Origin of the sequence: Mesorhizobium sp. L103C131B0, assembly GCF_000502275.1 — a bacterium.
GTDB lineage: Bacteria > Pseudomonadota > Alphaproteobacteria > Rhizobiales > Rhizobiaceae > Mesorhizobium.
The window spans coordinates 192363-206092 of record NZ_AYXC01000007.1 but is presented as its reverse complement, the minus strand read 5'-3'; the positions used below and the strand labels follow the sequence as shown (position 1 = coordinate 206092).

12 protein-coding genes are annotated in these 13730 nt (G+C 63.7%); 3 read left to right on the top strand and 9 right to left on the bottom strand.

Annotated features, from left to right (window positions below):
• Positions 1-30: 30 nt before the first annotated feature.
• From X730_RS149370 to X730_RS149400, 7 genes are all read right to left on the bottom strand, one after another.
• Positions 31-846 carry an ABC transporter permease gene (locus X730_RS149370; protein WP_023673416.1) on the bottom strand — a complete coding sequence of 272 codons (816 nt, stop codon included), beginning with the start codon at positions 844-846 and terminating at the stop codon, positions 31-33.
• The gene (locus X730_RS149375; protein WP_023732489.1) at positions 836-1801 is read right to left on the bottom strand and encodes an ABC transporter permease; all 966 of its coding nucleotides are present in this window, start codon (positions 1799-1801) and stop codon (positions 836-838) included. Before X730_RS149375 ends, X730_RS149370 begins: the two co-directional genes overlap by 11 nt.
• Positions 1802-2021: 220 nt before the next feature.
• On the bottom strand, positions 2022-3020 hold the full coding sequence (locus X730_RS149380; protein ID WP_023826526.1) for an ABC transporter ATP-binding protein: 999 nt from the start codon (positions 3018-3020) through the stop codon (positions 2022-2024).
• Between the two features lie 211 nt (positions 3021-3231).
• Positions 3232-4386 carry an ABC transporter substrate-binding protein gene (locus X730_RS149385; protein WP_023736171.1) on the bottom strand — a complete coding sequence of 385 codons (1155 nt, stop codon included), beginning with the start codon at positions 4384-4386 and terminating at the stop codon, positions 3232-3234.
• Positions 4387-4597: 211 nt separating this feature from the next.
• Entirely contained in the window at positions 4598-5509 is a 912-nt protein-coding gene (locus tag X730_RS149390) for a LysR substrate-binding domain-containing protein (RefSeq protein ID WP_023673412.1), read from the bottom strand.
• An 80-nt stretch (positions 5510-5589) separates the two neighbouring features.
• A complete protein-coding gene (locus X730_RS149395; protein WP_023712606.1) occupies positions 5590-6201 on the bottom strand; it encodes a DedA family protein in 612 nt (203 codons plus the stop codon).
• 404 nt (positions 6202-6605) lie between these two features.
• Positions 6606-7370, bottom strand: coding sequence for a DeoR/GlpR family DNA-binding transcription regulator (locus X730_RS149400; protein ID WP_023685103.1), 765 nt, complete (start codon positions 7368-7370; stop codon positions 6606-6608).
• 420 nt (positions 7371-7790) lie between these two features.
• On the opposite strand from X730_RS149400, the gene X730_RS149405 reads away from it, so the two are divergent.
• Both X730_RS149405 and X730_RS149410 read left to right on the top strand, forming a co-directional pair.
• Positions 7791-8675: a phosphotransferase family protein gene (locus X730_RS149405; RefSeq protein ID WP_023826525.1), complete on the top strand. Its 885-nt coding sequence runs from the start codon at positions 7791-7793 to the stop codon at positions 8673-8675.
• A complete protein-coding gene (locus tag X730_RS149410) occupies positions 8672-11125 on the top strand; it encodes an FAD-dependent oxidoreductase (RefSeq protein WP_023826524.1) in 2454 nt (817 codons plus the stop codon). Before X730_RS149405 ends, X730_RS149410 begins: the two co-directional genes overlap by 4 nt.
• Positions 11126-11137: 12 nt before the next feature.
• Here X730_RS149410 and X730_RS149415 read toward each other — a convergent pair whose 3' ends face one another.
• Entirely contained in the window at positions 11138-11770 is a 633-nt protein-coding gene (locus X730_RS149415; RefSeq protein WP_023826523.1) for a class I SAM-dependent methyltransferase, read from the bottom strand.
• 107 nt (positions 11771-11877) lie between these two features.
• On the opposite strand from X730_RS149415, the gene X730_RS149420 reads away from it, so the two are divergent.
• Entirely contained in the window at positions 11878-12780 is a 903-nt protein-coding gene (locus X730_RS149420) for a phosphotransferase family protein (RefSeq protein ID WP_023715584.1), read from the top strand.
• Position 12781: 1 nt separating this feature from the next.
• Here the strand turns inward: X730_RS149420 and X730_RS149425 are convergent, their stop codons facing one another.
• A complete protein-coding gene (locus X730_RS149425) occupies positions 12782-13705 on the bottom strand; it encodes a DMT family transporter (RefSeq protein WP_023725821.1) in 924 nt (307 codons plus the stop codon).
• Positions 13706-13730: the final 25 nt, after the last annotated feature.

Below are 13730 nucleotides of genomic sequence, written 5' to 3'. Positions count from 1 at the left end.
CGCTATTCGCTACTCCCTATTCGCTGTTCTTCATTTGCCCGAACCGGCGATCTGGTCGCCGTCGCGGGTCAGGTAATAGGCGGCAAGGATGGGCAGCAGCGTCACCAGCACCACGACCATGGCGACGACATTGGTGACCGGACGCTGGCGTGGGCGGATCAGCTCTTCCAGCATCCAGATCGGCACGGTCTGCTGCTGGCCGGCGGTGAAGGTGGTGACGATGACCTCGTCGAAGGAGAGCGCGAAGGCGAGCATCCCCCCGGCAAGCAGAGCGGTGGCGATGTTGGGCAGCACGACGTGCCGGAAGGTCTGGAAGCCGTCGGCGCCGAGATCCATCGAGGCCTCGATCATTGAGCCGGAAGTGCGGCGGAAACGGGCGACCGCATTGTTGTAGACGACGACAACGCAGAAGGTGGCGTGGCCGAGCACGATCGTCCAGAACGAGAACGGGATGTCGGCTAGCGAGAAGGCCGAGCGCAACGCGATGCCGGTGATGATGCCGGGCAGCGCGATCGGCAGGATGACGAGCAGCGAGATCGTCTCGCGGCCGAAGAATTTCGTCCGTGACACGGCGGCGGCGCACAGCGTGCCCAGTATCAAGGCAATCGCGGTCGAGATGGCGGCGACACGGACCGAAAGCGACAGCGCCTGCCAGACATCCGGCCGGTTCCAGGTGACGGCGAACCATTGTGTGGTCAGCCCCGGCGGCGGCCAGACGAAGCTCTTCTCTTCCGTGGTGAAGGCGTAGACGAAGATCAACAAGATCGGCAGATGCAGGAACAGCAGGCCGCAGGCGGCAGCGATCTTGAGGCCGAGCGGAGCGGATTGCGAACCGTCAGAGCGCATCGAAGGCCCCCATGCGCTTGGCGCCCCAGAGATAGAAACCCATGATGACGATGGGCACGACGGTGAAGGCTGCGGCGAGCGGGATGTTGCCGGCTGTGCCTTGCTGCGAATAGACGGCCTGCCCGATGAACAGCCGCGATGTGCCGATGATCTGTGGGATGATGTAGTCGCCCAGCGTCAGCGAGAAGGTGAAGATCGAGCCGGCGACGATGCCGGGCAGCGCCAGCGGGAACAGCACGTTGCGGAAGGTCTGGCCCGGCGATGCGCCGAGATCGGAGGACGCCTCGACCAGATTGCCGGGCACGCGCTCCAATGCCGCCTGCACCGGCAGGATCATGAACGGCAGCCAGACATAGACGAAAGCGATGAAGGTGCCGGTGGCGGAGACCGACAAAGAGTTGCCGCCGACGACCGGCAGCGACAGCCAGCCATCGAGCACCCAGAGCAGATGCAATTTGGCGAGCAGCCAGGTCAAAATGCCTTCCTTGGCGAGGATCAGCTTCCAGGCGTAGATCTTGACGAGGTAACTCGACCATAGCGGCAGCATGATTCCGAGATAGAACAGCGCCTTCCAGCGGCCGCGGGCATAGCGCGCCGCATAATAGGCGATCGGGAAGGCGATGACGGCCGAGGCCAGCGTGACCAGCACCGCCATCGTCACCGTGCGCAGGATGATGTCGAGATTGGCGGGCTGGAACAGGTCGCCATAGGTCTTCAGCGTGAATTCGTGGTTGATGAGGCCGGAGAACTCGTCGATCGAGAAAAAGCTCTGCGCCAAGAGCGCGAACAGCGAACCGATATAGACGACGCCCAACCACAGCACCGGCGGCGCCAGCATGAGGAACAGCAGCAGTTGCGGCTTGCGCCAGAAAAGGTCCGACAGTGCGCCGCGCATGCCACCGCTGCCGGGCAGGATGGCGGGGGCGGAGGTTGAGTTGAGCGCGGCGATGGTCATGGGGCGACCGCGTGCTGAAGGAACCCTGAGAAGCCGCGTTCCTTCACACCCCCCTCTGTCCTGCCGGACATCTCCCCCTCAAGGGGGGAGATCAGCAGTTTCGCTGCCTCGCCAAATCCCCAACGTTGAAGATTGGCGAAACCGGGAGGAACAGCCAATCTCCCCGCTTGAGGGGGAGATGTCCGGCAGGACAGAGGGGGGTGCTTGGCGCAAACCTCAATCATGCCGGCTCGTCCATCAAATGCAAATGCTCGCGGTTGAACGTCAGCACCACCGCTTCGCCTTCCGCCGGCAGCTTTGTCCCGGCCGGTACGATGGCGTGCAGCCTCAACCCGTCGGCGTCGAGCGCCAGCTTGGTCGTAGCGCCGAGATAGTTGGTTCCGACCAGGCGCGCGGCAACCCCTTCGCCTTTCGCAATGCTGCCGATGCGGATCGTTTCGGGGCGCAGGCTGCCCCAGCGGTCCTGGCCGGAATAACGCTGGACGAAATCCGGCGGCAACACATTGGAGGAGCCGACGAAATCGGCGACGAAGCGTGTCCTGGGCCGCTGGTAGATGTCTTCCGGCGTGCCGATCTGCATGATCTTGCCGTCATTGAAGACGGCAACGCGGTCGGCCATCGACAGCGCTTCGCCCTGATCATGGGTGACGAAGACGAAGGTGATGCCGAGCGCCTTCTGCAGCGACTTCAGCTCTTCCTGCATGTTCTCGCGCAGCTTGAGGTCGAGCGCGCCGAGCGGCTCGTCGAGCAAAAGCACCTTGGGCTGGTTGACCAGCGCACGGGCCAGCGCGACGCGCTGGCGTTGGCCGCCGGAGAGCTGGCCGGGACGGCGGGCGCCATAGCCGGGAAGCCGCACCAGTGACAATGCCTCTTCCGCCGCCTTCTGCCGCTGCGGCTTGGCGATGCCCTTGACCATCAGCCCGTAGGCGACATTGTCCAGCACGTTCAAATGCGGGAACAGCGCGTAGTCCTGGAACACCGTGTTGACGTTGCGGCGATAGGGCGGCACGCCCTCGGCGCGGTCGCCGAAGATCGAGATCGAGCCCGATGTCGGCTGCTCGAAGCCGGCGATGAGGCGCAGGCAGGTCGTCTTGCCGGACCCCGACGGACCAAGCATGGCGAAGAACTCGCCCGGCACGATGTCGAGATCGACCGCATCGACGGCGCGCACGCTGCCGAAATGGCGAGAGACTTTCTGGAAGGAAACGGCCGAGGTCATGGGCTGTCCTGATCTGTTGCCGGTTTGTGGTTCGTCGAAATAGCTCTTGCCGCCACCAATCAGGCCAGCGGGCACGGCACTTCACCTCCCCCTCGATGGGGGAGGTCGCGGCGAAGCCGCGGGTGGGGGTGACTAGCACCGGACGTCAGCGCTGCCCCCACCCCGACGCTGCGCGTCGACCCTCCCCACAAGGGGGTGGGTTAAAGGGAGCTCAACGCCCGCCGATGACGCCGATATAGTCGGACACCCAGCGGTAGTAAGGCACGCACTGGTCGTTCTGGGTTGCGCACTTGGAGACCGGCGTCTTCCAGAACTTGATCTTGTCGAAGTTCTCGTAGCCGTTCGTCTTGCAGCCTTCCTCGCCGAGCAGCTCGTTGCCCTTGCAAGCAGCGGGCACGACCGGGAGCGAGCCGAACCAGGCCGAGACGTCGCCCTGGACCTTGGGCGACAGCGAATGCTCGAGCCACATATAGGCGCAGTTCGGGTGCGCGGCGTCGGCCTCCATCATGGTGGTGTCGGCCCAGCCGGTGACGCCTTCTTCCGGCACGGTCGAGGCGACCGGCTTCTTGGCGGCGACCAGCGTGTTGACCTGGTAGGGCCATGAGCCGGAGGCGACGACGCCTTCGTTCTGGAAATCGTCGACCTGGATGGCGGCGTCATGCCAGTAGCGACCGACCAGCGTCCGCTGAACACGCAGCAGCTCGAGTGCGGCCTTGTACTGGTCCTCGTTCAGTTCGTAGGGATCCTTGATGCCGAGTTCCGGCTTGTGGAACATCAAATAGTTGGCGGCGTCGGCGATGTGGATCGGGCCGTCATAGGCCTGGACGCGGCCCTTGTTGGACTTGCCGTCCGGCAGGTTCATTTCCTCGAAGACGACGTTCCAGCTCTTGGGCGCTTCCTTGAAGACATCGGTGTGGTACATCAGGATGTTCGGGCCCCACTGATAGGGAACGCCGTAATGCACCTTGTCGACGGTGAACCAGGGCGCATCCTTCAGACGGTCGTCTACCGCCTTCCAGCTCGGGATGAGATCGGTGTTGATCGGCTGCACGCGCTTGCCGGCAACGAGGCGCAGCGATGCGTCACCCGAAGCGGTGACTAGATCGAACCCACCCTCATTCATCAGCGAGACCATCTCGTCGGAGGTGTTCGCGGTCTTGACGTTGACCTTGCAGCCGCTCTCCTTCTCGAAGGAGGTCACCCAGTCATAGCCCTTGTCGGTTTCGCCGCGCTCGATGTACCCCGGCCAGGCAACGATGCTGACCTCCCCTTCGCCCTTGCCAAGTTCCTTGACCTGGGCGACGGCCTGACCGGAAAAGGTCAGCGCGACCGTCAAGGCGGTGCACGTCTTCAGGAATGAATTCATCGTCAATCTCCCATTTTGGCGCCTGACTGCGAAGCGAGTCGCCGCCGCGGTCAGCCGCAGGCTGAAAAGCGTCAGTTCATCCGATGGCACGTTGCCGCTCTGATGGCGGCTTTCGTCCCTGACATGAAAAGTGCTCGGAAAATTCCGGTTTCGCAAATTCATTTATCAGAAACGCGATATCGGTTTTTCCGATAGATAACCACGCACCCTATCAACGCTGCTGGCGTACCATACGCTGCGACTGGGCAAGGCCGATGAAGTCGCGCGACGCCTGCGGCAGACCGGAGCCGCGGCGCCAGACCATGCCGACCTGGACGACCGGCAGGGAACCCGAAATGTCGCGCGATTCGATGCGGTCGCCTTCCAGCGACCACGGCCGGTAGACTAGGTCGGGCAGCAACGCCACGCCCGCACCTGTGGCGACGAGGCTGCGAACGGCTTCGACCGAGCGGGTGCGAAAGGCGACATGCGGCCTGGCGCCGATCGCCGCCAGAAGCTTGCCGGTGTTCTCCTCGATCTCGTCGACGGTCAGCATGATCAGCGGCTCGCCGGCAATGTCGCCTATGCCGATAATGTCGGCGCTGGCCAGCTTGTGGCCGAGCGGGACCCACAGCCGGTAGGCCGAGACCTCGAGGATTTCCGACTGCAGAGCGGTGCGGTCGCGCAAATTGGAGGTGACCATGACGGCAATGTCGAGCTTGCCGCCGATCAGCAGATGTTCGAGATAGTCGCCATTGTCCTCGATGGCCGAGACATCGACGCCGGGATAGGCGCGGCGGTAGCGCGCCAGCAGATCGGACAGCACATAGCCCGCGACCAGCGAGGTGACGCCGAGCTGCAGCCGCCCGCCGGCCACCACCTGGTCGTCGGAAAAAGCGCGGCGCGCGTCGGAGACGTCGGCCAGGATCTTGGTCGCATGGCGCAGGAACTGGTGGCCTTTGTGGGTAATGTTGAGGCCACGCGGATGGCGCTCGAACAATTCGACGCCGAGATCGCTCTCCAGCTCCTTGATCGCCTCGGTGACCGAGGATTGCGAGATGGAGAGGTTTTGTGCGGCGCCCGACACCGTGCCTTGCTCGGCGACGGCAATGAAGAACTGCAGCTGGCGGATGGTGAAAGCCATGGCCGGACTAAACACCGGCGCGCCGGGGAAGGAAAGCCGAAGGCGGAGCTTATACCCATACGGCTTGAGGCGCCTCCTGGTCAGCCGAACCCGAGGCGCCGCCGGCAGGCTGAACCGTAGCGCAGCGCGAGCATGAACGCCGTCTCCAGCGCCATGACGATGACGATGATGCGAAAGCCGATGGCATAGGAATCCCGGCCGCTGCCGCGCATAAGGTAGCCGGTGACGAGGAAGCCGGTGTTCCATAGCGTGGCGCCGAGCAGCGTCGCCGCCGCGAAGGGCAAGAGTGGAAGACGGAGCGCGCCGGCCGCGATCGGCAGATAGTTGCGAACCGTCGGGATGAACTGCGCCAGCAAGGAGACCCGGACATGATGGCGGCGATAGGCCTGACCAAGCTTGCTGTAGGTCGCATAGCGCAAGCAGACATATTTGCCGAAACGCTGGACCAGCCTGTCGGCACGATCCAAGCCAATCCGACGACCCAAACTATACCAGACAAGGCAGCCTGTGATGGCGGACAGCGTCGTTACCAGAAGCAGGATCGCCAGCGCCGGGAGATCGGGGGCTGCCGTCATGCCGAGGAACAGCAGCAGCACATGCGAGGGCGGCAGCGGCAGGATCTTTTCTGTGAAGGCGAGGCAGGCGACGCCGAGCAGGCCGAAGCCCAGGATCGCCGACAGTGGATCAGTCATGCGAAGCGCCAGTCATAGGTTTTGAGGTTCTTGATCCTGGACACCTTATACACCGTCATACACCGTCGCCGGCGGAAAGTTGCGGAATGTCCGGCCAAGCCGGGTCGGCTTCCAGGTCGGAGCGCGCAAGCGTCCAGGCCATGAGGAAAGACAAGGCATCGTTTGCAGCATGGTGGCCTCATTGCTGATGCGGGCGATTCGCCCGGCCCGCATTTCGACGAGGCGCTGTTTGCGGCTGCCAAGTTGCATGGACATTGCGAAGAGCGGGATGATTGAAAAACAATTTTTCACCAGAACGAAATCTTATGCGGCCGGCGACGCGGCGCGCATGATGCACAACATGCCTTCGTGGTATCGGGTGGCGGCATGGCCGGGATCGCGGCGCGCCAGTCGCTGGTGTTTGGCTAGGCCGCAGCAATGCTAAGGCGCGCTCCAGCCTCGGCAAGTGCCGAGGCAATGTCGCGCGGCGGCGGCTGGTCGGTGGCGAGTTCGGAAAAACCGTCGAAGCCGCAGACCTGGACCAGACCCTGGCGACCGAACTTGGTGTGGTCGGTGATGACCAGCGAGCGCTGGCCGCGCGACAGCACCATGCGGGCGAACTCCGCCTCTTCCAGATCGTAGTCGGCAAGGCCTGCGGCGGCATCGACGGCGCCGATCGAAATCACCGCATGGCTGACCGAGAAGCGGCTGACGAAATCGATCGCCGAGGCGCCGAAGGCGGCTCCGGAATCGCTGCGCAATTCGCCGCCGGCCATATAGACCTTGTTGCCGTTGACGGTGGCCAGCGTGCGGGCGATGTCGGATGAATTGGTGACCACGGTCAGCCGCCGGTGGCCGAGCAGTTCGCGGGCCAGGAACGAGGTCGTGGTGCCGGTGTCCAGCATGACCGATTCACCGTCGCGAATGGTGGCAGCGACCATGCGGGCGATCAGCCGCTTGGCCTCCGCATTGTCGCGCATGCGCCGCTCGAACGGCGCTTCGCCGGCCATCGACGGCAGGCCGATGGCGCCATGCATCTTGAGCACCGAGCCATTGCCGGTCAGTGGCTTGACATCCCGGCGCACCGTTTCAAGCGAAACCCCCAGCCGGTCGGCGAGGCTGGCAATGGTGACGGTGCCCTCTTCCTTGAGGAGGCGGAGGATTTCGCCATGCCGTTTCGAATGGATCATCTGGCTTCCTGAATTTGCGGCCTGCCCGGTTTTAGGGCAATGCCGCCGTTTTTAAAGGAATTGCTCGTGGTTTCGGGCAAAACACCCAAAAAAAGTCACAACATTTCATTGACAGTTAGGTAGCACTGGCGTGACATTGACGGCGTGACAGCTTCGGAACTGCCACGGGAGGGTGATGGCAGAGCCGCAATTCACGGACCGGACCGTCTGGCCAGACCGTCTGGGTTTGAACTGGCACAAAAGTTTCTCAAATCCGCGGGGGCGGAGACCGGGTATCAAAACCTGGCCAGAGGGGCTCGTCGGTGCGGCGCGGGATAGGAGTTCCTGCGTCCCGCACCGACGAGATTTTTTGCGTTTCCCAACGCTCGTTGCGCGGCGCATGGCGCCCAAGAAAGCTCCGCAAAAGTCAGGGATGGTCCCGTGACTGCTGAAGACCGCATCCGGGCCTTGCCCTGCTGGAATGGCAGCATCGACATTGCGCCGCTGCCGGGCGGCCTCAGCAACGCCAACTATCTGGTCAAGGACGCGGCCGGGCGGCATGTCGTGCGCTTCGGCCAGGACTATCCATTTCACCACGTCTTTCGCGACCGCGAGGTGATGACGGCCCGCGCGGCGCACGCCGCAGGCTTCGCGCCGGCGGTCCGCCATTCCGAACCCGGCATCATGGTCACGGAATTTCTCGGCGCGAAAACCTATGTTGCCGAGGACGTGCGCGCCAATATCGGCCGCGTCGCAGCCCTTATGCGCGGGTTCCATCGCGAGATGCCCAATCACATCTCCGGCGCCGGCTTCATGTTCTGGGTCTTCCATGTCATCCGCGACTATGCGCGAACGCTGAGCGAAGGCGGCAGCCGCAAGCGCGACGAGCTGCCCAGGCTGCTGGCTCTGGCCGACGAGTTGGAGCGGGCCCAGAAACTGCTGCCGATCGTCTTCGGCCACAATGATCTTTTGCCGGCAAATATTCTCGACGATGGCGACAGGTTGTGGCTCATCGATTTCGAATATGCCGGTTTCAACACCGCGATGTTCGATCTTGCCGGCGTTGCCTCCAACGCCGAGATGAGCGACGCGGAGTCCTTCACTTTCCTCACGGCGTATTTCATGCGCGAGCCGGATGAGGCGATCCGCCGCTCGCACGCGGCCATGCAATGCGCCTCGCTGCTGCGCGAGGCGATGTGGAGCATGGTTTCCGAACTTTACCTCGACGCGCCCGGCATCGACTACGTCGCCTACACCGCGGAGAACCTGACGCGGCTCGACGGGGCGCTGGACAATTACCGCACGAAGTACGGGACACAGTCATGACATTGCCTACACATGCCGGCATCGTCGTCATCGGCGGCGGCATTATCGGCTGTTCGACGGCCTATCACCTGGCGCGCGACCACAAGGCCGATGTCGTGCTGCTGGAACAGGGCAAGCTGACCTCGGGTTCGACCTGGCATGCGGCCGGGCTGGTCGGCCAGTTGCGCTCGTCGGCCTCGATCACCCGCGTGCTCAAATATTCGGTCGAGCTCTACAAGGGACTGGAAGCCGAAACCGGGCTCGCTACCGGCTGGAAGATGACCGGGTGCCTCAGGCTTGCGACCAATGCCGACCGCTGGACCGAATATAAACGGCTGGCGACGACGGCCAGGAGCTTCGGCATGGACATGCAGTTGCTGTCGCCGGGGGAGGTCAAAAAGATGTGGCCGCTGCTGGAGACCGGCGACCTCGTCGGCGCCTCCTGGCTGCCGACCGATGGGCAGGCCAGCCCCTCCGACATCACGCAGTCGCTGGCCAAGGGCGCGCGCATGCATGGCGCCAAGCTGTTCGAGGACGTCCGCGTTACCGGCTTTGACATGACGGACGGGCACATCACCGCGGTGAAGACCAACAAGGGCGACATTGCTTGCGACAAGGTGGTGAACTGCGCCGGGCAATGGGCACGCCAGGTCGGCGCGATGGCCGGCATTTCCGTGCCGCTGCAACCGGTCAAGCACCAGTACATCATCACCGAGAAGATCGACGGGCTGGCGACCGACGCGCCGACAATCCGCGATCCCGACCGCCGTACCTATTTCAAGGAAGAGGTCGGCGGGCTGGTGATGGGCGGCTATGAGCCGAACCCGCAGGCCTGGGCGACCGGCCTGCCCGGCGGCGATGTCCCCGATGACTGGGAGTTCCGCCTGTTCGACGACGACTACGATCATTTCGAACAGCATATGAGCCAGGCGATCGCGCGCGTGCCGGCGCTGGAGACGGTCGGCGTCAAGCAGATGATCAACGGGCCGGAGAGTTTTACGCCGGACGGCAATTTCATCCTCGGTGTCGCGCCCGAATGCGCCAACATGTTCGTCGGCGCCGGCTTCAACGCCTTCGGCATCGCTTCCGGCGGCGGCGCCGGCTGGGTGCTGGCGCAATGGGTTGTCGATGGTGAAGCGCCGCTCGACCTTTGGGTGGTCGACATCAGGCGCTTTTCCAATTTGCACCGCGACCGGCAATGGGTCTGCGATCGCACGCTGGAAGCCTATGGCAAGCATTACACGATCGGCTTTCCGCATGAGGAGTACGTCTCGGGCCGGCCGCGCATCGTCTCGCCGCTCTATGACCGGCTGAAAGAACATCGCGCGGTGTTCGGCTCCAAGCTCGGCTGGGAACGGCCGAACTGGTTCGCGCCGCAGGGCGCCACATCCGAAGACATTTATTCCATGGGCCGGCAGAACTGGTTTGGCCCGGTCGGCGAGGAGCATCGCCATGTTCGCGAGAAAGTCGGCATCTTCGACCAGTCGTCCTTCGCCAAATACGAAATGACGGGTTCGGATGCGGCTAAGGCGCTGGACTGGATCTGCGCCAACGATGTCGCCAAGCCGGTGGGACGGCTGACCTACACGCAGCTTCTCAACACGCGCGGCGGCATCGAGGCCGATTTGACGGTGGCCAGGCTCGCCGAAGACAAATTCTACATCGTGACCGGCACCGGCTTCCGCACGCATGATCTCTCCTGGATCGGCGACCATGTCGGCAAGGGTCTCGACGTGACGCTGAAAGATGTCACTGAGGATTTCGGCACGCTGTCACTGATGGGACCGCGGGCCCGCGACGTTCTGGCTGCCGTGACCGATGCCGATGTCTCGAACGCCGCCTTCCCGTTCGGCCATATCCGCGAGATCACGACTGCCGGTCATACGGTTCGGGCGCTGCGCGTCACCTATGTCGGCGAGCTCGGCTGGGAATTGCATGTGCCGATCGCCGCCACCGGCGAGATTTTCGACGCATTGATGGCCGCCGGCAAGCCGCACGGCATCCGGCCGATAGGCTATCGGGCGCTGGAATCACTTCGGCTGGAGAAAGGCTACCGCGCCTGGGGCTCCGACATCACCCCTAACGACACGCCTCAGGAGGCCGGCCTCGGCTGGGCGGTGAAGCTGAGGAAGAACACCGATTTCGTCGGCCGGCGGGCGCTCGAAAAGATCAGCGGCGCCGACCTGAAGAAACGCTTTGCCGGCTTCACGGTCGACGATCCCGATATCGTGCTGGTCGGGCGCGAGACGATTTTGCGCAATGGCGAACCGGTCGGCTATCTCACCAGCGGCGGTTATGGCTACACGCTGGCTAAGAACATCGGCTATGGCTATGTCCGCAACGCCGATGGCGTCAGCGACGATTTTCTCAGCTCAGGGGACTATGAGCTGGTGGTCGCGATGGAACGGACGCCGGCCAACATTCATCTCGAACCGATGTACGATTCTTCGATGAGCAGGATCAAGGCGTAGACGAAACCTGGATTAGCTCACACGGAGTACAAGGCCGCGGCTGGGCACGGTGTCAGCCTCGCCCGGCATCGAAACATAAGGCGCAGTCTCCTCGGCACGACCGACCCTGCCCTCAGCCTCGAGCGCAGCGATGCGATCGGCAAAGCCGGCGTTCCACAGCGTGTTCTTGATGGTCAGCACGATGACGCCACCGGGACGGCAGACGCGGATCAGTTCGTCCAGTCCCTCGGCGCCGACATGGCCGGAGGTGAAAACGCCGGCCGAGACGATGCCGGCATAGGCATTGTCGGCAAAGGGCAGTGGCCCGCCGAGCGCCAGGCAATGCAGCGCCGAATAGACGCCCTTTGCCGCCGCTTTAGACAGCATGCCTTGCGAAATATCGAGCGCTTCGACCTGGGGATAGCCGGTGATGGCCAGCCACTCGCCGATCAGCCCGGTGCCGGCGCCGGCGTCGAGAAGCGGTGCGGCGCCGCGCGGCAGATGGCGGGCCAGCAGGGCCAGGCAGATCGTCGGATGGCGGTAGCCGGCGGCCGACATGTCGGCATCGTAGGTTTCCGACCAACTGTCATAGATCGCGGCGACGTCCTCGGGCCGTTGCGCCGCATAGGCGGCGCCAAGCCCGCCATGATCCTTGTTGCCCGCCATGGCTGTTTCTCCGCCAGCTCGCTGCTCACCCTCGATCGGGATGATAGCCAAACGGCGAAAACTGTGGAACCGTTGTCGCAAGAAATAACACGCCAGGGGCAACAGGCATGGGGACGGACGAGGCACGCGCAACACTTGCGGCAATTCCGGCATTGGCGGGCTATGACGGACCGCTTGAGCGGCTGGGCGGGATGACCAATCTCGTCTTTCGGGCCGGCGATATCTGCCTGCGTATCCCCGGCAAAGGCACCGAGGAGTATATCAACCGCGCCAATGAAGCGGTGGCGGCGCGTGAGGCGGCCAAAGCGGGCGTCAGCCCCGAAGTGCTGCATGTCGACCCCGCGACAGGCGTGCTGGCGAGCCGCTTCGTTGCCGGCGCCGTGACGATGTCGCCGGAAAAGTTCAAGCTGCGCGCCGGCAGCCCGGCCCGCGCCGGCGAAGCCTTCCGCAAGCTGCACACGTCCGGTGCGGTATTTCCGTTCCGCTTCGAGCTGTTTGCGATGATCGACGACTATCTCAAGGTCTTATCGACCAAGGAAGTCGCCTTGCCGCCGGGCTACCACGACGTGGTGCGCGAATCCGACACCGTGCGTGCGTCCCTTGCCGCGCATAGACTGCCGATTGCCGCCTGCCATTGCGATCCACTGTGCGAGAATTTTCTCGATACGGGCGAGCGGATGTGGATCGTCGACTGGGAATATTCGGGGATGAACGACCCGCTCTGGGACCTCGGCGACCTCTCGGTCGAAGGCCGGTTCGACACCGCGCAGGAGGAAGAGATGATGCGCGCCTATTTCGGCGGCGAGGCAAAACCGGCCGAGCGCGGCCGCGTCGTCACCTACAAGGCGATGTGCGACCTGTTGTGGACGCTCTGGGGCCTTATCCAGCTTGCCAACAACAACCCGGTCGAGGATTTCCGCGCCTATGCCGACGGCCGCTTCGCCCGTTGCAAGGCGCTGATGGAAACGCCTGAGTTTTCACGGCATCTGGCGGCGGTGCGCCAAGGTTAGGTCAATTCACGCCTTTCGGCACGTTCTCCGGCGGCACGACTATTTCGACCACCTTCTGGCGGTGGAAGATGAACAGGCCGGCGAGCACGACGATGGCCGCGCCGATCAGGATGCGCGGTCCCGGCACGTCGCCGAAGAAGGCCAGGCCGAAGATCACCGCCCATAGAAGCAGGCTGTAGTGCAGCGGCGCCAGCGTCGAGGCAGGGGCCAGTTTCAGCGCCCTGGTAATCATCAGATGCGCGCTGCAGGAGACGATGCCGAGCAGGAGCATGGCGCCGAAATCGAGTGCCGAGGGCGTCTGCCAGGCGCCGATGGTCATCACGCCGCCGACCAGCAGCGTGCCGATAGTCTGCCAGGTGACCAGCGTTGTGTCGCTGGTGCCGCGCAGGCGGCGGCTGAGGATGATGGCGAAGGCGAAGGCAATGCTGCCGACCAGTGCGAACAGCGAGGACTGCGAGAACGCCGCCGAAGACGGCTTCAAGATGATCAGCACGCCGCAGAAGCCGACCATGATGGCGGCCCAGCGGCGCCAGCCGACCTTTTCACCGAGCAGGAAATGCGACAGCGCCGCCACATAGATCGGCCCGGCCATGTAGAAGCTCATCACATCGGCCAGCGGCAGATAGACGACGGCCGCGTAAAACAAGGCTGTATCCACCGTGGTCGCCAGCACGCGCAGAATCTGGAGGACCGGCCGCTCCATCTGGAACAGTCTGCCGGCGCCCTGGTTGGCGATCATCGGGCCGAGCACGATGAAGGCCCCGATCGATCGGATCAGCACCACCTGCCCCACCGAGAAGCTGGCGACCAGCCATTTGCCCATCGCGTCGTTCAGCGCGAACATGAAGTCGCCGGCCAGCATCAAAAGGATGCCGGCCAAAAGCACGTTCCTGATGGTAAAGGTGCGGACGAGCGACTGGGCCATGCGGCTCCCTAGCTGCAAGCGGCCG